Origin of the sequence: Paenibacillus herberti (assembly GCF_002233675.1) — a bacterium.
GTDB classification, from domain to species: domain Bacteria; phylum Bacillota; class Bacilli; order Paenibacillales; family Paenibacillaceae; genus Paenibacillus_O; species Paenibacillus_O herberti.
The window spans coordinates 333,637-359,025 of the sequence record NZ_NMUQ01000002.1 but is presented as its reverse complement, the minus strand read 5'-3'; the positions used below and the strand labels follow the sequence as shown (position 1 = coordinate 359,025).

Below are 25,389 nucleotides of genomic sequence, written 5' to 3'. Positions count from 1 at the left end.
TAAAAAGGAGATGATCTATCATTAACTGTAATATTTGCGAACAACCTTGTTCATTGGAAGAAGTGTATGAAAGCGCTCCTCATAGTCTTATGACTGAATATAATTCTGATCATTTGCAGTTATGTGATATAGAGATTTATCGCTGTTCTTCCTGCGGCCATACTCAGATTCCTGTGAAGATTAGCGAGGAATACTATCAAGATTATTCTATGGGTTCATACTGGGGCATTAGTTTTCGCCGGTTAAGAGAAAAACAAATAGAGCGCTTGGCTTCATTGGTCCCATCAAAGTCTAGGTTGCTAGACATTGGATGCGGTGTCGGACATTACATGGAACTGGCGAGAAAGCAATTTAAAGAGATCGTAGGTGTAGAGCCTTCTCTATCCAGTGCTACTGTCTCTAGAAAGAAAGGATTTACAGTAGTACATGACTATTTTCATGAGGGTATTTTAATCCAGCCAGGTTTTGATGCCATCAGTATAATAGAGGTTTTAGAGCATTTAGAGCATCCGGGAAAAGTTCTTGAGTTGGCTGCAAGATTGCTAAATGAAGATGGGGTTTTACTCGTTGAAGTGCCTAATGGTCAACGTATTGTAGAACAAAGACTCTATTATAATTTATGTACAGATCATATTCAGTACTTCTCCGTCAACAGTTTGAGTACAATGGCGCAGAGAGCTGGCTTTACCGTCATATGTGTCCAAGAGGCTGAAGATCCTAATTTATTGGAATTGTACCTACGTAAGCGCAAAGAGCCGTATATTTCATTCCATTCAAAAAGAGAGTTAGCTTTGGAGAAGATAATGTCCAATATTTCTAATGGAAATAAAGTAGCGGGATGGGGAGCTGGCGCAGAGTCTGTTTGCTTCCTTTCAATGCTGGAGGGGAAGGTGAGTCTGCAGTACGTATTTGATAGTGATGAGGCCAAACACGGTAATACAATATCTGGAAACAATATTGTAAAACCGACTCGTAATGCAGTTAAGGAAATTGATTATATTATTCTTTTTGCAAACTCCCATAAGCGGCAGATCCAATCCCAGCTAATTGAATTAGGATTTAATGGTTCCTTGCTCTTCTTTGATGGTATTTAGAGACTTAAACTAAATAAAAGGAGCTACTTATGAAAGTTAAGCCGACACCTTTACATAAGGCTGTAATATTTGAGCTAGAACCGATAGAGGATCAACGAGGTTTTTTTGCCAGAACCTTCTGTAAGAAAACGTTAGCTGAACAGGGTCTAAATTTTGATGTTGTGCAAACTAACGTAGCCTTTAACCGACACCGCAATACTTTGAGAGGGATGCATTTTCAGCGCCCTCCATATAGTGAGGATAAAATAGTGTCGTGTATAAGCGGTGCCCTATATGATGTGATTATAGATCTTAACTCTCAAAGCCCCACTTTTGGACAGTGGTTTGGAGTAACTTTGACTGCAGAAAATAGATTGTCATTATACGTTCCAAAGGGGTTTGCTCATGGGTATTTAACTTTGTCAGAAGATACCACGATTTCATATATGGTTAGTCAGTATTATACTTCATCCCATGAATCAGGCGTCCGCTGGGATGACAAGGCTTTCCAAATTCAATGGCCTGAACGTGAAGGGTTAATTATCTCTCTGAAAGATCAGAATTGGAATGATTTTAAGGATAGCATAGGCAGCATTTTTTCATCAGAAGGAGACTGATATGGACAACTCTATTGCCATAAAGATTTTAGATTTAATTCGTCACGGCCGTGAAGGCTTAGTGTATTTATCCAATTGCATTGATACTGGTGAAGTAAATGTTACAAATCTTGTTGTGTTGGATTCGCTGGAAGAGTTGTTAGCTTCTATAGAATCAGTTGCGCGTAATTCTGACTCGCCTAATAGGGTAAAAGAAATCAATCAAAATTTATTTTATTATATACAACAAGTAAAAGATCACGTGTTAAATGACCGCGTAAACCCATTTTTATTCGACTTCCAGTTTCATGTAAAATCATTATTTCGAATATTAGAGTTTGAAATAGCTTATATTGTTGAGAGATTTGTAGATAAACATCTGTATCCTGATTTTTATACAGAGGTTGGAATAATCGATAAACAAATGATCGAGAGTCAAGGGAATAATGCTAGATACAAAATCAGCATTGTCTTGTTAGCATATAATAATCTTGACTTTACAAGACAATGCTTGGAAAGCATCTTGCTGTATTCTAATGATGTCGACTATGAACTAATACTTGTAGATAACGGATCAATAGATGGAACCAAAACATATTTTGAAACTATTCCTAACGCTAAAGTTATCCATCTTAAATATAATATTCACCTTGTAAAAGGTTTTAATATGGGGCTTATGGCAGCTGAAGGAAAATATTGTGCAGCTGTTTGCAATGATTTTATTTTTACTTCTAACTGGCTTAGCAATTTATTGGTTTGTATCGAGTCCGATAAGGAAATAGGCTTTGTATCACCAGGGGCCACGTCTATTTCCAATATGCAGCAAATCACAATTCCATTTACTACAATTGAAGAGTTTCAAAATAAAGCCCTAGCTTACAACGTAAGTGATTCGACAAAGTGGGAGGATAGAGTTGTTTTACTCCCTAACGTGCTTTTTTGCCCAGCAGCATTGTTGGAGCGGATAGGATATTACGATACTCGATTTTACCGAGGCGAATTTCTAGATGACGATATTAGTTTCCGAATCAGAAGAGCGGGCTACAGATTAGTCTACTGTGCAGATACAGTAACCTATCACTACGGTAGTTTAACGACAAGTAGCGACCATCAGACAAACTCTCTTGAAGAGGGTAGAAGAACTTTTAATGAGAAATATGGTATAGACGCTTGGCTAGAAGCTCGAATGAGTCCTTATTTTCAAAACATTTCTATTCCCCAGTTGTCGAATGTTAAGAGAGTTCTTGGTATTGACGTAAAATGCGGGGCAACTCTACTCCAGATTAAAAATAAGTTATGGTCAGAGTTTGGGGCTAGAGCTCATTTGACAGCAGTTACAACAATGCAAAAATATGAAGTGGATTTAAAAACAATCGCCGATGAAACTATTGTACTTGATAATGAAAATATATTTTCAGAAGAAATGATAGTCGGAAAATATGATCTTATTTTCATTGAAAAGCCTTTAAATGAGTGGCATGAGAATCAAAATGTTATTTTTAATAGTTTATCAAGATATATGAACGAAAACGGAAAACTAATCTTTTTTGTTAAAAACAGTATAGGCATAGATTCTATCTATGACTTCCTTTCCGAGGTGACATCTAGACATAATGAGAAAATATTTAATCGTGAGTTATTAATAGGTGAGGCTCGTGAGCACGGGTTTTATTCTTATTCCATTATTAATTTAATGAGGGAAACTAACCGTGAAGTATATGAGCGAGTGAAAAACTTGTCTGAGATTTTAACTGGAGGTAATGAGCAAAATATGAGGTATGTGGAGACCGTTTTGCTTACCGATATGATTATGTACGAATTGAACTTTTCTCGTCAGGAGCAGTAAAAATGAGTAGAGTAAATCATGAGTTTTGGGCTGGGAAAAAAGTTTTTCTTACAGGACATACCGGATTTAAAGGAAGTTGGCTTGCTATTTGGTTAAATCTAATGGGTGCAAAAGTATCGGGGTATTCGCTATCAGTTCCGACAGAACCATCTCTTTTTAAAATAGCTAACATTGAAAGCTTCCTGCAGAGCTCAGTCTTGAGTAATGTTACGGACCTAGTAAGCCTTCAGAACGCAATCAACCAGGTTAAGCCGGATATTGTTATTCATATGGCTGCGCAGCCGTTAGTCCGTAGTTCGTATCAAGATCCAATAGCGACTTATCAGACGAATATTATGGGTACAGTTAATATTATGGAAGCTGCACGTAATTGTGGATCGGCAAGTGTTATTCTAAATGTAACTACGGATAAATGTTATGATAATAAAGAATGGCATTGGGGATATCGCGAAAGCGATCCATTGGGCGGGTATGACCCTTACTCTAGCAGTAAGGCGTGCTCTGAATTGATTACAAATGCTTATAGAAGTTCTTTTTTTGATGAGCTTGGTATTAAAGTAGCAACCGCGCGTGCTGGTAACGTAATTGGCGGTGGTGATTGGGCCGAAGATCGGCTTATTCCTGATATAGTCCGCTCATTAACGAGTGGGACAGAAATACAAATCCGCAATCCTAATTCAGTGAGACCTTGGCAACACGTACTTGAACCCTTATCTGGATATCTTGTCCTTTGTGAGAATTTATATAATGGTGATACATACGATCAGGCATGGAACTTTGGACCGCCAGATAATGATGTCAAAGCTGTTAAATTAATTGTTGAAAAAATGCTGGATCTTTGGACATATAATCATCCAGGATACTCCATATCAATGCAAGCTCAGCATCATGAAGCAAGTCTATTAAAACTTGATAGTTCAAAAGCGAGAAATGAATTGAGCTGGAAGTCTAAATGGTCGCTAGAGAAGGCTTTAAGTGCAACGATGGAATGGGTGTTGGCAGTACATGAAGGGGTAGAAGCTCATTTGGTGTGTAAACGGCAAATTGCTGAATACGAATCAAATTAGCTTGAAAAGAAAGTGTATGCGAACTGTAAAAAGGCTTACTTCGTCAAAAATGAAGATTTAAAATAAGACAATAGTCCCCACTTTGGGGTAAGCTGTGACCCGTAAGATGACACTTTGAGAAAGTGGTTTTCTTACGGGTTATTTGTGTTTTAGTCTAACTAACATATAGAAGGGCAAGATGTGGGCATGGGCAATGCGAGGGGCAATTCGAAGATGTTCAACGAACAAGAGAACCAGCAGTTGGGACTGAATTCAAATGTGTACCAAGAACACTAGATATACGTGACTTTATGGGAGTTTTTAATCAGGGAGAGCCTGAGGGGATTCTGCTCACCGATATTACCTATAGTATTATGGTCACGGGCAATGTATCTATCTGTCCTTAGTGAAAAACGGAGCACAGAAACAGATCCTGGGCCCACCAACTTTCATCGTCTCTGCATTGCCCCTTTAATAGAGCAAGCGTGAGAAAAGTTACTGAAACGGCTTGATAGCAACATCCATCCTGAGAGCCATATTCCACGCGGACCAAAGCATGCTTACAAATTCGTCTTCTGATTTGTAAAGCAGGGTTTAGAAGTTGATGTCGCATAAGAGAAAAAAGATGAATTCTGAAAGACTTCAGAAGTCATCTTCTTAAAGCCTGAACATTGAAGGGAGATGTTCAACACTTTTAGGTCGAACACGAAGGAGTGGAGATTTGCAAGTTCTCGGACTATTTGGGAGAGCGTGAAGCCCGACCGCTGTCGCTGCGGAAAGAACAAGGTTAAATTTTCTTACTCTTAGAAAATTTACTACTGCCAAGCTGTTGAATCCGCTTCCATCTAATATTGACAACTGTTTGATTACGGTGATATAGTCAAAATGTGGGCCATGTACATAAGGCGTCTCACAGTATTTGAAGATGAAGGGAATGTTCTGAATGCAAGGTAAAGTGAAATGGTTCAACGCAGAAAAAGGTTACGGATTCATCGAGACTGAACAAGGCGGCGACGTATTTGTTCATTTCTCCGCAATCCAATCCGAGGGCTTCAAAACTCTCGAAGAAGGCCAATCCGTTGAGTTTGATATCGTAGAAGGCGCTCGCGGTCCACAAGCTGCTAACGTAATCAAACTGTAATCATCCGGCCAATCGGCCAATTATAGATGATTGACGAGAAAGACAAAGACTTTACGGGGCCCTGAATCCAGGGCCTCTTTTTTTGCGTTCTGGGACGATCATCCTGTGATTTTCTGCACACAAGGCATTCATTTTCAGCGGTTCTATCACTATTAATCAGAAAATTCGAAATACACAAATTAGTCTTTTGATTCATAGACGGCTAGCGTGGTATAATAAGACTATGTAAAAGGAGGAGTGCTACATGAAATACAACGTTCGAGGTCAAAACGTTCCGGTGACGGATGCCATGAGGGATTACGTCGAGAAGAAGTTGAACCGCCTGGATAAGTATTTTGATGCCCCCCCTGCCGCTGACACCAGCGTCACAATGTCGGTCCACAAGGGAAGCCACGGCGTTGAGGTCACGATCCCGCTTCCGGGAGTGATTTTGAGAGCTGAGGAGAAGAGCCCGGACATGTATGCATCGGTGGATACCGTTGTTGACAAGTTGGAGCGTCAGATCCGCAAACACAAAACAAAAGCAAATCGTAAGTTCCGGCAGAAAGAAAGCATTAAAACGCTGTTCCGCGAGGATGACGTAGCCTCAGTTGCCGTACAGGACCCTGAAGAGGACCTTGAGGTTGTAAGGATGAAGCGCTTCAAGCTGAAGCCAATGGATGTAGAGGAAGCTATCCTGCACATGGATATGGTCGGTCACAGCTTCTATGTCTTTAATAATATTGAAACGAAAGAAGTCAACGTAGTTTATAGAAGAAATGATGGCCGGTATGGCTTGATCGAACAGGATTAATTATATTCAAATGAACGAGCCCTTTCCTTAACGGGAGAGGGCTTTCCTGCGCTCACTCGCCGAGTCTCCAGCTATATAATGTGGCAGGACATTCGACACGAATGAGGACTTCTCTGTCTCACCTGGCAACACTCTGCCACAGGTGTACGTATATAATGTTGGAAAAGCCTGCACCTTGATTGCGGCACGCTCTGACAACTGTTAAAATTAAGGCAAAGTGGTGTCACGAAAGGGGAAAACCATGCTCGGACTGGTGAAGAAAATTTTCGGCGATGCGAATGAACGGGAAGTCAAACGGCTCATGCGGAACGTCGAGGTTATAAATGAGATGGAGCCGCAATTCGCGGCCCTTACGGATGAACAGCTCTCGGCTAAAACGCAGGAATTCCGGGACCGTTTGGAAAAAGGCGAAGAGTTGGATGATCTTCTGCCTGAAGCTTACGCGACGGTACGCGAGGCCGGCAAACGTGTGCTTGGCATGCGCCACTTCGATGTGCAATTGATCGGCGGCATGGCATTGCATGAAGGCAAGATCGCAGAGATGAAAACCGGTGAAGGTAAAACGCTCGTCGGCACGCTGCCCGTATTCCTTAATGCTTTGCTTGGCAAAGGCGTTCATGTTATTACGGTCAATGATTACCTTGCGCAGCGCGATAGCAGTATTATGCGTCCTCTGTACGAATTTCTCGGTATGACGGTGGGCTGCAACCTGAATTCCTTGTCCCATGAGGAGAAACAAGAAGCCTACGCTTGCGACATTACGTACGGCACGAACAATGAATTTGGCTTTGACTACTTGCGCGATAACATGGTGCTCTACAAGGAGCAAATGGTTCAGAAGCCACTGCAATTCGCCATCATTGACGAAGTGGACTCGATCCTGATTGACGAGGCTCGTACACCGCTGATCATTTCCGGACAAGCCGCGAAATCGACGGAGCTGTACCAAGCGGCGGACAAGTTTGTCGGCCGTCTCAAGCCTGAGGAAGACTACACGGTCGACATCAAGCTGCGCAGCGTGACGCTTACCGATGAGGGTGTAGAGAAGGCAGAGCGCGCTTTCGGTATTGAGAACCTTTTTGACCATGCAAATGTCACGCTTAATCATCATATTCAGCAAGCATTGAAGGCTCGTGCCATCATGAAACGGGACGTGGACTATGTCGTTCAGGACGAAGAAGTTCTGATTGTCGATGAGTTTACGGGACGTATCATGTCTGGACGCCGCTACAGCGATGGTCTTCATCAGGCGATTGAAGCCAAGGAAGATCTCAAGGTGCAGAACGAGAGTATGACGCTGGCGACGATTACGTTCCAGAACTACTTCCGGATGTACCGCAAGCTGGCTGGCATGACCGGTACGGCGAAGACGGAGGAAGAAGAGTTCAAAAAAATCTACGGCCTCGATGTGCTTCAAGTACCGACGAACCGGATGATGATCCGCCAGGATTCGCCGGATGTCGTTTACAAGACTGAAGCAAGCAAGTTCAAGGCCGTTGTGGAAGAGATCGTTGAGCGCCATAAGAAAAACCAGCCTGTGCTCGTTGGTACGGTATCCATTGAGAACTCCGAGAAGCTGTCCGAGTACCTCAAGAAGAAAGGCATCCAGCACAAGGTACTGAACGCCAAGTACCATGCAGAGGAAGCCGAAATTATTTCTCGCGCTGGACAAGCTGGATCCGTAACGATCGCTACGAACATGGCTGGTCGTGGTACGGACATTTTGCTCGGCGAAGGCGTAAATGACGTCGGCGGTCTGCACATTATCGGTACGGAGCGTCATGAAAGCCGTCGTATTGATAACCAGTTGCGCGGCCGCGCCGGACGTCAGGGAGACCCAGGCTCATCCTCGTTCTACTTGTCCCTAGAGGATGAACTGATGCGTCGCTTTGGCGCGGAGAACATTATGGGCATGATGGAGAAACTCGGTTACGAGGAAGACCAGCCGATTGAAAGCCGTCTCATCACGAGGGCGATCGAATCCGCTCAAAAACGCGTGGAAGGCAATAACTTTGACACGCGGAAGGTCGTTCTACAATATGATGACGTGATGAACCAGCAACGGGAAATCATTTATAAACAGCGCCGCGAGGTGTTGTTCAGTGAGAACATCCGTGACATCGTCATGGAGATGCTTCAGCCGGTCATTCAGCGCATCGTAGAGGCGCATTGTCCAAAGGAAGAGGTTCCAGAGGATTGGGATCTGCAGGCTATCGTGGAATATGTCCAAGGCAATCTGCTTCCGGATGAATCCATTACGAAGGATGACCTGTGGGGTAAGGAGCCGGAAGAGATCGTTGAATATCTGTTCTCCAAGGTTACGGCACTGTACGACGAGCGTGAGGCAGCTATGGGTGCAGAGACGATGCGCGAATTCGAAAAGGTTGTCGTGCTGCGCGCTGTTGATAGCAAGTGGATGGACCACATCGATGCAATGGATCAGCTTCGCCAAGGTATCCATCTTCGCGCCTACGGCGGTACGGATCCGCTTCGCGAGTATCAGTTCGAGGGCTTTGAGATGTTCCGCGAGATGATCGATACCATCCAGGAAGAAGTTGCACGCTACATCATGAAGGCCCAGGTTGAACAAAACCTGGAGCGTCAAGAGGTAGCCAAAGGCCAGACGGTTGAGTCCGGCGGCAGCAGCGAATCACGCGAAGCCCGTCCGGCCAAGCGCGAGGAGCGTGTCGGCCGCAACGATCCTTGCCCATGCGGCAGCGGCAAGAAGTATAAGCTCTGCCACGGCAAGTAAGCTTGCGAAGATCGTAGCAAGCTTTTAACAAGGTGAATCATCCGCCGGGATGGGAGCAGTTAGTGGCTCCTAGGCAGCTGCGGATCGTCGTGCGGACGATCTCGCAGGCTTCGGGGTGCTCCTTTCTTGGCTCTCTTTTAATAAGAAGAAGAAATTTGAGGTGAAGCATTGTCATGATCGACGTAACGGTGAAGCAAGATCTGCGTGAGGCGGCAAAGCGGCTCCAAGATCTCAGGGGGTCTCTTTGACTTAGATCTCAAGCAAGAGATCATAGCGAACTTTGAAGAGAAAATGACGGCTCTGGATTTCTGGGATGACAACGAGAAGGCTCAAAAGGTCATCTCCGAGCTTAATGCCGTGAAGTCTGTTGCGGATCAGTATGATAGGCTGAGCACGCAGCGCGAGGACCTTGAGACGCTACTGGAGCTCGCAGCAGAAGAAGAGGATGAATCCTTGGACAGCGAGCTGACGGCTGGCGTGGCCGACCTAATGAACAAAATCGGTGATTTCGAGCTGCAACTGTTGCTCAACCAACCGTATGACAAGCTGGACGCGATTTTGGAGCTGCATCCTGGAGCGGGTGGTACGGAATCTCAGGACTGGGGCCAAATGCTGTACCGCATGTACACTCGCTGGGCTGAGAAGCATGGCTACAAGGTCGAGGTGCTGGATTATCTTGCGGGCGACGAGGCCGGTATCAAGAGTGTTACGATCAGCATCAAGGGACATAATGCCTACGGCTATTTGAAGGCTGAGAAGGGCGTACATCGGTTGGTGCGTATCTCTCCTTTTGATGCATCCGGCCGCCGGCATACGTCCTTCGCTTCCTGCGATGTCATGCCGGAGATCGATGACGACATCGAGATCGAAATCCGTTCTGACGATCTTAAGATCGACACCTATCGTTCCAGCGGCGCAGGCGGTCAGCATGTCAATAAGACGGAATCTGCAATTCGGATCACGCATATCCCTTCCGGCATTGTTGTTGCTTGTCAGAAGGAACGCTCCCAGATTCATAACCGCGATCGAGCGATGAAGATGCTTCGTTCCAAGCTATATGAGCTTAAGATCGAGGAGCAGCAGAAACATTTGGCTGAGATCCGCGGGGAGCAGTCTGAGATTGCCTGGGGCAGCCAGATTCGCTCGTACGTATTCCATCCTTACAGCATGGTCAAGGACCATCGTACCTCAATCGAGACAGGTAATGTAGGTGCGGTCATGGACGGCGACTTGGATAGCTTTATCAACGGCTATCTTCGCCATCAGATCAGGCAGCAACCTGAATCCTGAGCGTCCTGTCAAGAATAGAAAAGAAGAAGAGTTCTTACACTTGTACAGTGGAGAACTCTTTTTCGCGCGGAATGAAAAGATGATGCGCGTTACCGCGGCAGAGCTGCGTTTGCGCGGGCTGACGGGATGAAAGGGGAATATGAACTCGGTGGATGATCAGAGGCGGCGCAAAGATAAAGAGCATCCGGAGAAGAAGCAAGAAGAATCGAGAAGGCGAGAAGCGCTTGATGAGCTGAGATTGTTGGACGAGAACAATGGGCAGCCTAAAAGTTATGAAGATCGTAGCCGGGGAACACGGCTTGAAGAGATATGGCAAGGGGAACAGCCGATGCAAGCCGTGTTGGGAGCACGAAACGAACAGAAAGCCGAGCATGGTAGAGTCGACGGGGGTGCAGGGAAAGCTAAACCCCGTAAGTACCGGAAGAGCAGAAAACCTTTGCTGAACCAACGGGTGTCTAACCTGCTATCGATCCTTGCTGGAGCGCTAGTCATTGCAGCCAGCTTCAACAGCTTCCTGCTGCCGAACGGCATTGCCTCAGGAGGAATATCTGGCGTATCTGTGCTGCTGGAGCATTTGTACGGCTTCACTCCCGCCTATTCACAGTGGGCGCTCAACATTCCTCTGTTTTTGGCAGGCATGCTGCTGTTGGGGCGCCGCTTTGGTCTTCAAACGTTGTTCGGCTCAGCCATCCTACCGCTGTTCGTGCTGTTAACGGCTAACTTGGGCGTGCCGACAGAGAATCCGCTGCTGGCATCAATCTATGGCGGCATTGGAGTGGGCCTCGGGCTTGGGCTCGTATTCAGGGGCAGAGGCTCGACTGGCGGCACGGACTTGGCGGCGCAAATTCTACATCGGTACACAGGTCTATCGCTCGGACTGTGCGTTGCCATTATGGATGGCCTGGTTATCGCTGCAGCAGGAATTTTACTTTCTCCTGAGAATGCGCTGTATGCACTTATCGGTCTGTTCGTGACGAGCAAAACGATCGATATCGTGCAAACCGGGCTGGCGGTTTCCAAGGTGGCCTTTATTATCAGTTCCCGCTCCGATGAGATCGCAGATGTCGTACTGAATGATCTGGATCGAGGCTTAACCAGCCTCGACGCTCACGGAGGTTATACGGGCGATGCTCGTGCGGTGCTGATGGTCGTTGTAAGCCAAAACGAGGTTCCCGAGCTAAAGCGGCTTGTGCAGGGTGTGGACCCGGATGCTTTTGTCATCATCAGCCATACTGCAGAGGTGCTGGGGAGAGGCTTTAAGTTTGAAGGCTGATTGGGTGCTCTATGGAGAGTGAGAAGAAGTATGCTGAATGGCCAGCATGTAGCCGCGTGCCTGCCGTATAAACGACAGATCCAAGGGGCCGGTAAACGATGAGATAGGATATTTGGCCGTCCGAAAAGTCATAATTAAATGACTTAGGGACGGCCTCTTTGGCATGTTCCGATATTTGGCAAGATTCAGCGGTGGAGGGGCGAGTGTAAGAAGAAACTAGACAACCAGAGATGAAACTTGAGAGGAGCACCGCCCAATGAACGAAAATGTAAAGGAGCAGAGCCGCCCAAATGGCAAGCTTGTTTTGGTGCTGCTCCTGGCGGTGCTGCTGCTGGGGGCGTTCCTGCGACTGGACTTCCTCCGTAGTGTGGAACATCAAGTACCCCATGACGCGCAGAACTACGACATCATGGTCCGGCAAATGCTGGAGCAAGGCGTCTACGCTTATAAAAGCACAGAGTCAAACGCCCAAGTAACACCGGGCTATCCACTATTCCTGGCAGCTATGTATGGGATAGCGGATTATGAGGAGCGGAGCCCATTCCCGCTCATCCGTTATATCCAGGCTGGCATCAGCATGGCGATGCTTGTCCTAATCTACGCGCTTGGCAAGCAACTTGCGGGCCGCTGGGCCGGACTATCCGCAGCGGCACTGGCTGCGATCTATCCGCCTTTTATCTGGTCCGCAGGAGGTATTTTGACAGAGACGCTCGCAGCTTTTCTGCTGACGCTCTACGTTTATCTGCAGCTACTCGCCTTCCGCTCCGAAAGGAAACCGTTTATGTTTCTGGCAGGAGCGGTGCTTGGCCTGACCGTGCTGACACGAGCGGAGTTCCTGCCGCTCATTCTGCTCTCTCATGTTGTGCTGCTGCTCTGGACGCGCAGCTGGCGGCAGACGCTGAGACAGCTCGTGTTATGCGGCGCGGGGTTAGTGCTGGTGCTGTCACCTTGGGTGATTCGTAACGTGGTGACGCTGGGCGAGGTTGTAATTACTTCGACGCAGCAGAACCCTTTTACCGCAGGGACCTATCCAGACAAAAACTACGGGGACGGTCTAGTCGACCGCGAAGGCAAAACGCAGATGGAGGTAGCCCGTGAGCGTCTGAGCATCGGCTTCACGGAGCATACCGGGACCTACTTGAAGTGGTATACGATCGGCAAGCTGGAGCATACGTACGGACGGATGTTCTACGGCAGTGGACATGACCCGGATTATCCGGTGCTTCCTTTGCCTTTGGAGCAGCGGAATCTTTACCATCGATTGCTCGTAGGAGCGGGCGCGATGTCCATTATTCTACTGCTGTGGAGATGGAGGCATCCCGCGATGCTGCCGGCGGCGATTATCGTCGCGATGTCGGGTTTAAGACTGCTATTCGTTCCGGAATATCGATATAACTTTACCGTCATGCCGCTGTTCATCGTTATCGACTGTGCCGTGGCAGCCTTGGTTTGGGGGATGTGGCGGAATCGACGCAGAGAGCGGACAAGCTTTCAGGAAAGCGTAAAAGGAGGTACAAGCTAATGGCAAAGAAACTAAAGACCAACCGGGAAAGCGAGCGCAATGTGCTTGTTATCGTCCCTGCTTACAATGAAGCGGCTGCTATCCCTGACACAATCGCTAGAATTCAGGAGTACGCTCCTTATGCTGATGTGGTCGTCGTCAACGACGGTTCCACCGACAATACAGGAAGGCTGGCCCGTGCCAGCGGAGTGCCGGTGCTTGAGCTGAGCTGCAACCTCGGCATCGGTGGAGCGGTTCAAGCCGGGTACCGTTACGCAGTGGAGGAAGGTTATGCCTATGCGGTGCAGATTGATGCGGACGGCCAACATGATCCTCGCGAGCTGTCTCGCATGATGGACGCCATGAAACGGCATGAGGCGGATATGGTGGTCGGATCGCGATTTTTGGAAAAAGAGGGCTTCCAATCCTCCTTCGCCCGCAAGCGGGGTATCGAACTGCTCGCGGCGCTGGTCACCGTGTTGACCGGCCGTCGTGTTACCGATCCGACTTCCGGTTACCGTTTATGCAGCCGCAAGGCTGCGGAGCTGTTCGCTCGCGAATACCCGACGGACTATCCCGAGGTGGAGGCACTCATTCAGTTGGACAACCATCATGGGCGCTTCGTGGAGCTCCCAGTCGTTATGCAGGAACGGCAAGGCGGGGTATCGAGCATTTCTCCGCTGAAGTCTGGTTATTATATGGTAAAGGTCATCTTGGCCGTGCTTATTGCCAAAACGAAGAAGAAAAAGAGGGACTGGAGCTTTGGCTATGAACGCTGAAATTTATGGATTTGGCTTCGCCATCAGCCTGCTGTTCGTCGGTACGATTCTGCATCTTATTCGTAAGCGGAAGCTGAGAGAGCAGTACGCTCTGCTCTGGTTGGCGCTTGGCATGGCGATGATGGTGCTCTCGCTGTTTCCAAGCCTGTTGGAGGATATGGCCAGAACGCTCCACGTCATTTATGCACCGTCGTTGCTTTATTTTATCGGCCTAATGGGCGTGCTGTTCCTGCTGTTGCATCAGACAATTGCGGTATCCTCCTTAACGCAGAAGCTAATCTCGCTCACGCAAACGACTGCGCTTAAACAGGAGCAGCTTTATCGACTGCAGCTGCGGGTCGAGGAGCTTGAAGGGCTGTCTGGTCAAGACCGGCCGGGCGGCGTCCTGCAAACTCAAGAAGAAACATGCGGTTACAAAAGGCTGGACGACAGCCTGCAAACTCTCGAAGAATCGACTGGTTATGAACGGCCAGCCGGCAGCCGACATAAACCGTCGGACTTCAGGGAGGTACGTTAATGCCGTATCTGCTGCTTGGAGCGAATATTGTTTGCCTCGTTGCGGGTCAACTGCTTTGGAAGCTTGGACTTGACCGACTGGGCGGCCTAACGGGAGGCAACTGGCTGCAGGTGCTCCTGTCGCCATTAATCTTGGCCGGTATTGGCCTGTATGGTGTGGCGACAGTGCTCTGGCTGGCGGTGCTGTCCCGACTGCCGCTTAGCGCGGCTTACCCGCTGCAGAGCTTGGCCTATGTATTCGGGATTGTACTGGCATGGCAGCTGTTCGGCGAAGCTATTCCGCTCAACCGCTGGGTCGGCTGCGCTGTTATTGTAGCGGGAGTGATGATCGTCAGCTGGAAGTAAGATCAAAGGCCAGGCATGAAGCGTCAAAGCTTCATGCCTGTTTGTTTTTCTGCCTGGCGGCCCTTTGCAAGGGGAGGGAAAGGGAATTTGGAAATCGAATAAATAGGATGCAATTTATCTATTGTATTTTTATTAATATAAACGTATAATGATTCGGAAATCGGTTGGTCTGAGACGGCCGGACCGAAACTAGCGGCAGTGTTGCTGCGGGACAGGATGGGAGAGTGCGGCGATGGAAAGCAAGGTTAGAGTGGCGATTGTAGGATCAACGGGTTATGGCGGGGTAGAGCTCATCCGATTGCTCCAGGCGCATCCTTATGCGGAGGTCAGCTCCGTTATTTCCTCCTCCAGCGCAGGCGAGCCAATTGCTAGCGGCTACCCGCATCTGAGCGAAATCCGCAGGGATCTACTGGACGATGTCGACCCTGCGGCCATTGGCGCCAAGGCTGATGTCGTATTCCTTGCAACTCCTGCAGGCGTTGCCTCGAAGCTGGCTCCGCAGCTGCTGGAGCAGGGATTGAAGGTCATCGATCTGTCGGGCGATTTCCGTTTGCCGCAGTCAGGACTGTATGAGCAGTGGTACGGCAAACCTGCCGGGGATCCAGCTTATCTGGAGCAAGCGGTGTACGGCTTGTCTGAAATTTACGGCGACCAGGTGAAGGATGCAGCGTTCATTTCCAATCCGGGCTGTTACCCGACTGCGACGCTGCTTGGTCTCTTGCCGGCGATCAAGGCGGGCTGGATCGACCCGGACACAATTATTATCGACGCTAAGAGCGGCGTATCTGGAGCGGGCCGAGGTGCCAGCTTGGGTACGCATTACTCGGAGCTTAATGAAAGTCTCAAAGCCTACAAGCTCAATAAACATCAGCATACTCCCGAGATTGAGCGTTTTGTCTCTGACGCGGCGGGTCGCGAGGTCATTACTACGTTCACGCCTCATCTCGTACCTATGTCACGGGGCATAATGTCGACCATGTACGCCAAGCTGACTAAGGAGCGTAGCGATGAGGAGTTCGTGGAGCTGTATCGGGAGTTCTATCGCGGACGTCCGTTTGTGCGTATTCGTCCTGTAGGTGTTTGGCCCGCAACCAAAGAGGTCAGCGGCTCCAATTACTGCGACATTGGCTTTGCTGTCGACAAGCGCACCGGGCGCGTCACGTTCGTGTCGGTCATCGACAATCTCGTCAAGGGAGCGGCGGGTCAGGCGATCCAGAATCTTAATCTGATGATGGGCTGGGAAGAGAGCGCAGGTTTGCAGTTCATACCCATGTATCCATAATGAAGACGCGTCAGCGCCAGAAGGAGAGGCAAGTGTAGGATGGCACAATCACAGCATACGGCAGTACAGCGATTCACCGTTGTGGAGGACGGCTCCGTGACGACTCCAGCGGGATTTCGGGCGGGCGGCTTGCATTGCGGATTGAAAAAAACAGACCGTCATGATTTGGGCGCCATCCTCTGCGAGGTGCCGGCGGCCGCTGCGGCGGTCTATACGACGAGCAAGGTCCAGGCGGCACCGCTCAAAGTGACGCGCGAGAGCTTGGCCGCAGGCGGCCGCCTGCGTGCGTTGCTCGTCAACAGCGGCAACGCCAACGCTTGCACCGGCCGGCAAGGCGAGGCCGATGCCTACGAGATGCGCGCCGCCTTTGCGGATGCGGCGGGCGTGCCGCTTGAGGGGGTCGCCGTCGCCTCCACCGGCGTCATCGGCGAGCTGCTCAAGATGGACCGCGTGCGTACCGGCATCGCGGCGCTGCCGCAGCGGCTCAAGGATGGCCGCGAGGGTTCGGATGATTTTTGCCAGGCGATCCTGACGACGGATCTCGTGCAGAAGTCCGTGTGTGTAGCCGTTCAGGTGAACGGCCGGACCGTGCATGTCGCAGGAGCCGCCAAAGGCTCCGGCATGATTCATCCCAATATGGCGACGATGCTCGGCTTCGTCACTACGGATGCGCCGGTCGGCAGCGAGGCGCTGCATGCGCTGCTGCGGCAGGCGACCGACAAGACGTTCAACATGATTACCGTTGACGGCGATACGAGCACCAACGATATGCTCGTCGCGATGGCGAGCGGACTCGCCGGCGGCGACGAGCTGACGCCTGATCATCCCGACTGGGAAGCATTCGCCTCCGCGCTCATTTATGTGTGCGAGGTGCTCGCCAAGGCGATCGCCCGCGACGGCGAAGGCGCGACGAAGCTGATTGAAGTGCGGGTAAGCGGCGCCGAAAGTGATGCTTCCGCTGCCGCGATCGCCAAGACGATCGTCGGCTCCTCGCTCGTGAAATCGGCTGTATTCGGAGCCGATGCCAACTGGGGCCGCATTATCGCGGCTGCTGGCAGAGCCGGAGAGCCGCTGGACCCAGACACGGTGGACATTGCGCTTGGACCGATTTTGACACTGGAGGACTCTCGGCCTGTTGCCTTTGATGAGGAGGCGGCGTTGGAGTACCTCAAGGGCGATACGGTGGAAATCATCGTTGATCTCAAGCTCGGCGATGGCCATGCAGTGGCATGGGGCTGCGATCTGACTTACGACTATGTACGCATCAATGCGGCTTACCGCACTTAATAAGAGCAAGCAAGGACTGGCGGCATTCCGCCCGTGTACAGGCGCGGGGCTGGAAAGCCGAGGGGAAGGAGCATGCTGAATCGGATGGCAAAGGAACAGCGTTTTGTGATGAAATGTGGAGGCAGCACGCTTGCGGCGCTGCCTGCCGCCTTTTTCGAGGACCTGCGTCAGCTGCAGGAGAGCGGTGTGCGTCCGGTCATCGTGCATGGCGGCGGCCCCGCCATCTCCGGTACGCTGGAGAAGCTAGGCATCGAGACGGAATTCGTCGGGGGCCTGCGGCGGACGACGGAGGAAGTGCTGGACGTTGTGGAGATGGTGCTGTCCGGCACGATCAACAAGGAGATCGTTCGGCGCATTCAGGGAGCGGGCGCGCGGGCGATCGGTCTGTCTGGCGTGGACGGCATGCTCATTGGGGCAAAACCGGTGCCCAATGCCGATGAGATCGGTTACGTCGGTGAGGTAACGGAAGTCAATGCGGCGGTCATCGAGGGCGTGATGGGGATGGGTTACATCCCGGTTATCGCACCTGTCGGCATTGACAGCGCCGGCCAACGCTACAACATCAACGCCGATACGGCGGCGGGTGCAGTCGCCTCGCAGCTTGGCGTGGAACGGATGATCGTTGTCACGGATGTGCCGGGTATTCTGCGCATCGTGGACGGCGAGCGGCAAGTGATGCCGCGTATCACTGCGGTGGAGATTGAGGCAATGATCGCTAGCGGCGAGATTTACGGCGGCATGATTCCTAAAGTGCGGGCGGCGCTGGCTTGCCTGCACGGCAATGTGCGCGAGGTGGCCATCGTCAGCGGCACGGAGCCGAATGTGCTGAGCCGCGCCGTCCTGGAAGGCGGCGTAGGCACGATTATCGAGGCTTAACGCGAAGAGCCGGGCGCGATGCGCTGCGGTTGTGGCGAAATAGTTTGAACCGGAGAGGCGGAAAAGAGATGAGCGGAGAGGCATTATTTCCAACCTACGCCAGGTATCCACTGGCACTCGTCAAGGGTGAAGGCAGCTGGCTGTGGGACGACGCGGGAAACAAGTATCTGGACTTTATGTGCGGACTGGCCGTTACGAACCTGGGCCACGCGCCCAAGGTGATCAAGGAAGCATTGATCCAGCAGCTGGATCAAGTATGGCATGTGTCCAATCTGTTCCGTATTCCGGTACAGGAGGAGGCGGCCCAGCTGCTCGTGCAGCATACTTGTGCCGATGCGGTCTTCTTCTGCAACTCCGGTGCGGAAGCCAACGAAGGTGCGATTAAGCTGGCTCGGCGTTATTTCCAGAAGGTGAAGGGCGAGCATCGCTACGAGATTATCACGTTCGACCAATCGTTCCACGGACGGACATTGGCAACGCTGACGGCGACCGGTCAGGATAAGGTCAAGGAAGGCTTCCTACCGCTTCCGGAAGGCTTTGTGACGGTGCCGATGCATGATCTGGACGCTGTCAAAGACGCGATGAATGAACGCACTGCGGCGGTTATGTTGGAGATAGTACAGGCTGAAGGTGGCGTGCTGCCGGTGAAGCCGGAGTTCCTGCATGACCTGTCGAAGCTATGCCGTAACAAAGGTATTCTGCTTATCGTTGACGAGGTGCAGACGGGAATGGGACGCACCGGTAAGCTTTTTGCACATGAGCATTACGGTGTGCAGCCGGATATTTTCACAGCGGCCAAAGGGCTCGGCAGCGGCTTCCCGGTTGGTGCGGTGCTGGCCAAGGAGTTCCTGCGTGAGGCATTCACGCCGGGCTCTCATGCCACGACGTTCGGCGGTACGCCGCTTGCTTCGGCAGTAGTCAAGGCGACGGTGCAGGAGATTGCCGGCAAAAGGCTGTCCGACCGCGCGGCGGGCGCAGCCAGCTATTTGACGGGCCAGCTTCGCGAGAAGCTCGCGGGCAACCCATGGGTCAAGCAAATTCGCGGGCTCGGCCTGCTGATCGGCATCGAATGCGCGGGTCCGGTCGCTGAAGTCATCGCTACGATGCGGGAGCGCGGGCTGCTCGTCGTACCCGCTGGCCCGAACGTAGTGCGGCTGCTGCCGAATCTGCTCGTTTCCCATGAAGAAATCGATCAGGCAGTGGGCATTATCGCAGCGGTCCTCAAAGAGAAAACAGTAACGGCTCCCAAGTAAGGGAAGCTCGATTTTCATAGAAAAGCAGGTGTTTATCCCATGAGCATGCAGGAAACTTCCATTCTGACCGGAGCCGCCAGCGAGGAGCTGGCCGCCAGCCTCAAGGGGCGCGACTTCCTCGCGCTCGCTGACTATACGCCGCAAGAGCTTTGCTACCTAATCGATCTCGCGATTGAGCTGAAGCGCCGCCAGAAGAGCGGTGAGGTTTATCATCCGTTGAAGGGCAAGACACTAGGCATGATCTTTGAAAAGTCTTCGACCCGCACACGTGTCAGCTTTGAAGTAGGCATGTACCAATTGGGAGGACACGCGCTGTTTCTGAGCGGCAATGAGCTGCAAATCGGTCGTGGCGAGCCAATCCTTGATACGGCGCAGGTAATCTCACGCTACCTCGACGGTATTATGATCCGTACTTTTGCGCATCGTACTGTCATCGATCTCGCTCGTGGAGCAACGATTCCGGTCATCAACGGTTTGACGGATTCCGAGCATCCTTGTCAGGTGATGGCAGACTATCAGACTGCGCTGGAGCACAAAGGCAAGCTCGAAGGCCTGAAGGTTGCTTACATCGGTGACGGCAACAATATGGCGCATTCACTGCTCATGGGCGCAGCCAAGCTTGGCATGCATATGAGCGTAGCAACGCCGGAAGGTTATGAACCCGACGCCGGTATCGTAAGCCAGACCAAAGCGGTTGCATCCGAGACAGGATCGCAAATTATGGTGTGCCGTGACCCGCGCGAAGCGATTGAGGGAGCGGACATCGTGTACACGGACGTGTGGGCGAGCATGGGCCAGGAAGCGGAGCAGAAAGAGCGAATTAAGGCGTTTGCTGCCTACCAGGTCAACGAGGAACTGGTGAAACATGCCAAGTCCGACTATCTGTTCATGCACTGTCTGCCCGCGCATCGCGGCGAGGAAGTCAGCGAAGGCGTCATTGATGGCAAACATTCCATCGTATTCGACGAGGCGGAGAATCGCCTGCATGCACAGAAGGCCATCATGGCCGCACTGATGTAGGCAGCGAGTTTACAGTGGCTTATCCATGGACGTTTCATGGCAGAAGCCTTCAGTGATAGTTATCATTCACCGGGTCAACCGTTGACCCGGTTAACTTTTCATAGTGTTAGGAAGGGGACAAATCCCATGGCTAAAGAAAAAATCGTGCTCGCCTATTCGGGCGGCCTGGATACATCGGTCATTCTGAAATGGCTCAAGGAAACCTATGACGCCGAAATCATCGCTTTCACGGCTGACATCGGTCAGAAGGAAGAGCTGGACGGCCTGGAAGAGAAGGCTCTCGCCACCGGCGCTTCCAAGGTATACATCGATGACCTCCGCGATGAATTCGCGCAAGACTTCATTTACCCGATGTTCCAATCGGGCGCTCTTTATGAAGGGCAGTATCTGCTTGGCACATCCATCGCGCGTCCGCTCATCGCTAAGCGTATGGTAGATATTGCACGCGCTGAGGGTGCAACGGCGATTGCGCACGGCGCGACCGGCAAAGGCAATGACCAAGTCCGTTTCGAACTGACGGCCGCTGCGCTGGCACCGGATATCAAGGTTATCGCGCCTTGGCGCAGCGAGGAGTTCCGGGCGGAGTTCCCGGGCCGCGCGGAAATGATTGCCTATGCGGAGAAACATGGCATTCCGGTACAGGCTTCCGCGTCGAAGCCTTATTCCATGGACCGCAACCTGCTGCATATCAGCTTTGAGAGCGGCATGCTGGAGGACCCTTGGTTCGATCCGAGCTCCGAGGAGAATGAGGGCATGTACGTGCTCAGCGTGTCTCCAGAGCGTGCGCCGGACAAAGCGGAGTATGTGGAGCTGACGTTCGAGCAGGGCGACTGCACGGCGATCAACGGTGAATCGCTCAGCCCTCTGCAAGTGATGGATAAGCTTAATGAGCTTGGCGGTAAACATGGTATCGGACGCGTTGACATGGTCGAGAACCGTTTTGTCGGCATGAAGAGCCGTGGTGTGTACGAAACTCCGGGTGGTACGATTCTGTTCACGGCCCATCGCAAAATGGAATCGCTGACGATGGATCGCGACGTCATGCATCTACGTGATTCCCTGATCGCCAAGTATGCAACGCTTGTGTACAACGGCTTCTGGTTCGCGCCAGAGCGGCTGGCAATGCAAGCTCTCGTGAACGAAAGTCAGAGGAACGTCAGCGGCACAGTTCGCTTGAAGCTGTACAAGGGCAATGTGATCGGCGCTGGCGTTAAAAGCCCAGTCAGTCTGTACAATCCCGACATCGCTACAATGGAGGCCGATCCTTCGCAGGCATATGATCAAGGCGATGCGACAGGATTTATCCGCCTGAACGCGCTGCGCTTGAAAGTATCCTCCGGCGTGGAGCAGAGCCGCAAGGGGTAGCATAGCGGAGGCAGTCGGCGGTGGAGCAGAGGCGAAGCAGTCGATGGTGGAGTCGAGCTGTAAAGGCTAACATAGCGATGCAGTCGATGGTGGAATAGAGCCGCATTAGCATGGCGAAGCAGTCGGCGCCGCGTTGAGCTGAGCATAATAGATGGGCTTGCAGAACGTACAGGCGTCTGCAGGCCCGTTGCCATTTACAATGGGGAGGCACGGAAAGAATATGAGTAAACTATGGGGCGGACGATTCACGAAGCAGACCGACCAGCTAGTTGAGGAATATACGGCGTCGATTACGTTCGACAAGGAGCTGGCTGAGGAAGATGTGCGCGGCAGCTTGGCGCATGTAACTATGCTCGGCAAGCAGGAGATTCTGCCAGCCGAGGATGTTGAAACGATTAAGGGCGGCCTGAAGCGGGTGCTGGAGCGCATTCGTAACGGTGAACTGGACTATAGCGTGTCCGACGAGGACATTCATATGAATATCGAAAAAGCGCTGATCGAGGACATTGGTCCGGTCGGTGGCAAGCTGCATACAGGCCGCAGCCGCAACGACCAAGTCGCGACGGATATGCATTTGTACCTGCGCACGCGGGTCGTAGAATTCGTTGGACTGCTTCGCAATTTGCAAGAGGCGCTGATCGGTCAGGCTCGGGAAAACCTGGACACGATCGTACCTGGTTATACACATTTGCAGCGCGCGCAGCCGATTCTATTCGCCCATCATCTGATGGCGTATGTGAGCATGTTAGGCCGCGATATCGAGCGGTTGCAGGACAGCTACAAGCGCATTGATACGCTGCCGCTTGGCGCAGGTGCGCTGGCGGGAACGACTTTCCCGATTGACCGGCATTTCGTGGCGGAGCAGCTCGGCTTTGGTCGTGTGTATGAGAACAGCCTGGATGCGGTAAGTGATCGTGACTTTATTCTGGAGTTTCTGTCACATGCCTCCATCATCATGATGCATCTGTCGCGCCTGTCAGAGGAGCTGATCCTCTGGTCGAGCACAGAATTCCGCTTCGTGGAGCTGGATGATGCGTTCTGCACCGGCAGTAGCATCATGCCACAGAAGAAAAACCCGGACGTGCCGGAGCTTGTACGTGGCAAAACGGGACGGGTATACGGCAATCTGGTTGGCTTGCTGACCGTGCTCAAATCATTGCCGCTTGCCTATAACAAGGACATGCAGGAAGACAAGGAAGGCATGTTCGACACGGTGAAAACGATGTCCGGCGCGCTGCGCCTGTTTGCTCCGATGATCGCTACGATGAAGGTCAACAAGGGCCAGATGCGCGAAGCGGTCAACAAGGACTTCTCCAACGCCACCGATATTGCCGACTTCCTCGTTGGCAAAGGGTTGCCGTTCCGCCAGGCGCATGAGGTGATCGGCAAGACGGTATTGTACTGCATCGAGAACAATAAGTTCTTGCTGGATCTGACGCTTGACGAGTTCAAAGGCTTCTCGGAGCTGTTCGACGAGCGTATCTACGAGGTGCTGCAGCCGGAGACGGTCGTCAATGCGCGCAACGTTTACGGCGGTACTGCCCGGCCGCAGGTCGAGGCCGCTATCGGCCGCGCCACGCTGGCTCTGGACAGCGTCGCTGTTTGGATAGAAAAGCATACTCAGGCTGAGGCGTAGAAGCCTTGGTAAGCAAGATTAAATAAGCAAGCTCTTGTCCAATTTAAGGACGGGGGCTTGTTTGCTGTAAACCCGTATGCCGGGTATGGACAGTGGGCATCATCTTTTTCAGTGGAGAAGTGCAGGGAATGGATGGAAGAGAAGCGGGTGTGATGGCAGGCGCAGCAAGGGATTGTTATACTGTAGACAGCAAGGCGGCCGAGCTGAAACGGAAACGTTTGGAGCGGCTGCAAATCCAGAATCTAGGAAAGGAGGCCGTTCATGCAACTACTAGCCATCGTTACAATGCTAATCGATCACGTTGGGCTGATGTTTTTCCCCGATTCGCAAGTATGGAGAATGATTGGCCGAATTTCCTTTCCCATCTATGCCTATTTAATTACGGTTGGGTATCGGATGACCTCATCCCAGCCTAAATATCTGTTGCGCCTGGCGGTACTAGCGTTGTTGACACAGCTCCCGTACATGCTGGCATTCGATACAACGGGTTACAATAATATCTTTACGTTGCTCGTCTCGGTGTTCGTGTTATATGGGATTGACTGGTTGTTGGCGGGAAAAATGCCTCGGATTGCGGCTTGGTTCTTTATTGTACCGCTTGTATTGTTTACCTTTGTTGTTATGACTGAACTACCGTTCGACTACAATGGATACGGGCTGCTGCTTATTCTCATCTATCGTTACTCACAACGTGGTTGGACCGTTCTGCTGCATCTGCTGCTCAACGTCATGTATTTAGTATTGGTCGGACCGAGTTGGGGGCTTCAGCTATACAGCATTGTTTCGACGATTCTGCTCATGTATGGCGCAGAGCTTCGCGAGGAGCTGAACAAAATCCGAGTTCCGCGCTGGTTATGGCGCTCTTTCTATCCGGCGCATTTGGCGGCTCTCGCCGCTGTGGAATTCCTGTTGGCCTCGGCAAGGTAGAGAAGGGTTAGTTATCACTTCGTGGATTCCGATAAAAGCAAGGCCCGCCCGGGTCCCATTGATGGGATGCGGGCGGGCCTTGCTTTTTGTTATCTCATAAGTATAAGTTCTCGTTTTTTAAGGCATAAGTTTTCTGTACAAGGGAGGCACTGCGAGGCCGCATTGTTTGCCATACTATATAGCTCAACGAGAGAACAAGAGAACAAGAGAGCAAGAGAACAAGAGAACAAGAGAGCAAGAGAACAAGAGAACAAGAGAACAAGAGAACAAGAGAACAAGAGAGTTGGAAGAGGAGGCAACAAGAGCCGACCGTCCTGGGAATCAAGTAGCTTTTGTTACTTGGTGCGAGTTGTGTAGCCTGAGTTCGAGCTCTCAAGTAGCTTTTGTTACTTGGTGCGAGTTGTGTAGCCTGAGTTCGAGCTCTCAAGTAGCTTTTGTTACTTGGTGCGAGTTGTGTAGCCTGAGTTCGAGCTCTCAAGTAGCTTTTGTTACTTGGTGCGAGTTGTGTAGCCTGAGTTCGAGCTCTCAAGTAGCTTTTGTTACTTGGTGCGAGCTGCGAAGCTTGATTTCGAGCTCTCAAGTAGCTTTTGTTACTTGGTGGGAGCTGTGTAGCCTGAGTTGAGCTCTCAAGTAGCTTTAGCTACTTGATGCGAGCTGCGAAGCTTGAGTTCGAGCTCTCAAGTAGCTTTAGCTACTTGATGCGAGTTGTGTAGCCTGAGTTCGAGCTCTCAAGTAGCTTTTGTTACTTGGTGCGAGTTGTGTAGCCTGAGTTCGAGCTCTCAAGTAGCTTTT

Annotated in this window: 21 protein-coding genes; all 21 read left to right on the top strand. The window is 51.0% G+C overall.

The annotated features are described in order from the left end of the window. The first annotated feature begins 62 nt into the window (after positions 1-62). The 21 genes from CGZ75_RS14160 to CGZ75_RS14060 all read left to right on the top strand — a co-directional run bounded on the left by CGZ75_RS14160 (position 63) and on the right by CGZ75_RS14060 (position 24,597). Positions 63-1,094 carry a class I SAM-dependent methyltransferase gene (locus tag CGZ75_RS14160; RefSeq protein ID WP_245850932.1) on the top strand — a complete coding sequence of 344 codons (1,032 nt, stop codon included), beginning with the start codon at positions 63-65 and terminating at the stop codon, positions 1,092-1,094. Positions 1,095-1,123: 29 nt separating this feature from the next. Beyond that, positions 1,124-1,690, top strand: a complete 567-nt coding sequence (gene rfbC, locus CGZ75_RS14155) for a dTDP-4-dehydrorhamnose 3,5-epimerase (RefSeq protein ID WP_089524939.1) — start codon at positions 1,124-1,126, stop codon at positions 1,688-1,690. 1 nt (position 1,691) lies between these two features. Beyond that, positions 1,692-3,515 (top strand): glycosyltransferase family 2 protein, encoded by a 1,824-nt coding sequence (locus CGZ75_RS14150; RefSeq protein WP_089524938.1) that lies wholly within the window; start codon positions 1,692-1,694, stop codon positions 3,513-3,515. Positions 3,516-3,517: 2 nt separating this feature from the next. Further along, a complete protein-coding gene (gene rfbG, locus CGZ75_RS14145; protein ID WP_089524937.1) occupies positions 3,518-4,582 on the top strand; it encodes a CDP-glucose 4,6-dehydratase in 1,065 nt (354 codons plus the stop codon). 922 nt (positions 4,583-5,504) lie between these two features. After that, on the top strand, positions 5,505-5,702 hold the full coding sequence (locus CGZ75_RS14140) for a cold-shock protein (RefSeq protein WP_042170033.1): 198 nt from the start codon (positions 5,505-5,507) through the stop codon (positions 5,700-5,702). 244 nt (positions 5,703-5,946) lie between these two features. Then, positions 5,947-6,495, top strand: a complete 549-nt coding sequence (gene hpf, locus CGZ75_RS14135; protein WP_089524936.1) for a ribosome hibernation-promoting factor, HPF/YfiA family — start codon at positions 5,947-5,949, stop codon at positions 6,493-6,495. 241 nt (positions 6,496-6,736) lie between these two features. Then, the gene (secA, locus tag CGZ75_RS14130; protein WP_089524935.1) at positions 6,737-9,247 is read left to right on the top strand and encodes a preprotein translocase subunit SecA; all 2,511 of its coding nucleotides are present in this window, start codon (positions 6,737-6,739) and stop codon (positions 9,245-9,247) included. A 173-nt stretch (positions 9,248-9,420) separates the two neighbouring features. Further along, positions 9,421-10,537 (top strand): peptide chain release factor 2 gene (gene prfB, locus CGZ75_RS14125; protein WP_141136767.1). Its coding sequence is split into 2 segments (ribosomal slippage): positions 9,421-9,492 and positions 9,494-10,537, totalling 1,116 coding nucleotides; the frame shifts between segments, so codons are not numbered across the junction. 340 nt (positions 10,538-10,877) lie between these two features. Continuing rightward, complete coding sequence (locus tag CGZ75_RS14120; RefSeq protein WP_425436517.1) at positions 10,878-11,810, top strand: YitT family protein; 933 nt, start codon at positions 10,878-10,880, stop codon at positions 11,808-11,810. 256 nt (positions 11,811-12,066) lie between these two features. Further along, complete coding sequence (locus CGZ75_RS14115) at positions 12,067-13,332, top strand: ArnT family glycosyltransferase (protein WP_089524934.1); 1,266 nt, start codon at positions 12,067-12,069, stop codon at positions 13,330-13,332. Then, positions 13,332-14,090 carry a glycosyltransferase family 2 protein gene (locus CGZ75_RS14110; protein WP_089524933.1) on the top strand — a complete coding sequence of 253 codons (759 nt, stop codon included), beginning with the start codon at positions 13,332-13,334 and terminating at the stop codon, positions 14,088-14,090. Before CGZ75_RS14115 ends, CGZ75_RS14110 begins: the two co-directional genes overlap by 1 nt. Then, the gene (locus CGZ75_RS14105; protein WP_089524932.1) at positions 14,080-14,607 is read left to right on the top strand and encodes a DUF2304 domain-containing protein; all 528 of its coding nucleotides are present in this window, start codon (positions 14,080-14,082) and stop codon (positions 14,605-14,607) included. Before CGZ75_RS14110 ends, CGZ75_RS14105 begins: the two co-directional genes overlap by 11 nt. Further along, positions 14,607-14,951, top strand: coding sequence for an EamA family transporter (locus tag CGZ75_RS14100; RefSeq protein WP_089524931.1), 345 nt, complete (start codon positions 14,607-14,609; stop codon positions 14,949-14,951). Before CGZ75_RS14105 ends, CGZ75_RS14100 begins: the two co-directional genes overlap by 1 nt. Before the next feature lie 232 nt (positions 14,952-15,183). Next, entirely contained in the window at positions 15,184-16,233 is a 1,050-nt protein-coding gene (gene argC / locus CGZ75_RS14095) for an N-acetyl-gamma-glutamyl-phosphate reductase (protein ID WP_089524930.1), read from the top strand. A 39-nt stretch (positions 16,234-16,272) separates the two neighbouring features. Beyond that, positions 16,273-17,520: a bifunctional ornithine acetyltransferase/N-acetylglutamate synthase gene (gene argJ, locus CGZ75_RS14090; protein WP_089524929.1), complete on the top strand. Its 1,248-nt coding sequence runs from the start codon at positions 16,273-16,275 to the stop codon at positions 17,518-17,520. Between the two features lie 84 nt (positions 17,521-17,604). Continuing rightward, a complete protein-coding gene (gene argB, locus CGZ75_RS14085) occupies positions 17,605-18,396 on the top strand; it encodes an acetylglutamate kinase (RefSeq protein WP_089525889.1) in 792 nt (263 codons plus the stop codon). A 68-nt stretch (positions 18,397-18,464) separates the two neighbouring features. Next, on the top strand, positions 18,465-19,649 hold the full coding sequence (locus tag CGZ75_RS14080; protein ID WP_089524928.1) for an acetylornithine transaminase: 1,185 nt from the start codon (positions 18,465-18,467) through the stop codon (positions 19,647-19,649). A 39-nt stretch (positions 19,650-19,688) separates the two neighbouring features. Then, positions 19,689-20,669: an ornithine carbamoyltransferase gene (argF, locus tag CGZ75_RS14075; RefSeq protein ID WP_245850864.1), complete on the top strand. Its 981-nt coding sequence runs from the start codon at positions 19,689-19,691 to the stop codon at positions 20,667-20,669. A gap of 126 nt (positions 20,670-20,795) precedes the next feature. Then, complete coding sequence (locus CGZ75_RS14070) at positions 20,796-22,034, top strand: argininosuccinate synthase (protein ID WP_089524927.1); 1,239 nt, start codon at positions 20,796-20,798, stop codon at positions 22,032-22,034. A gap of 220 nt (positions 22,035-22,254) precedes the next feature. Beyond that, positions 22,255-23,670 carry an argininosuccinate lyase gene (argH, locus tag CGZ75_RS14065; RefSeq protein ID WP_089524926.1) on the top strand — a complete coding sequence of 472 codons (1,416 nt, stop codon included), beginning with the start codon at positions 22,255-22,257 and terminating at the stop codon, positions 23,668-23,670. A 261-nt stretch (positions 23,671-23,931) separates the two neighbouring features. Beyond that, a complete protein-coding gene (locus tag CGZ75_RS14060) occupies positions 23,932-24,597 on the top strand; it encodes a TraX family protein (RefSeq protein WP_089524925.1) in 666 nt (221 codons plus the stop codon). Positions 24,598-25,389 lie beyond the last annotated feature (792 nt).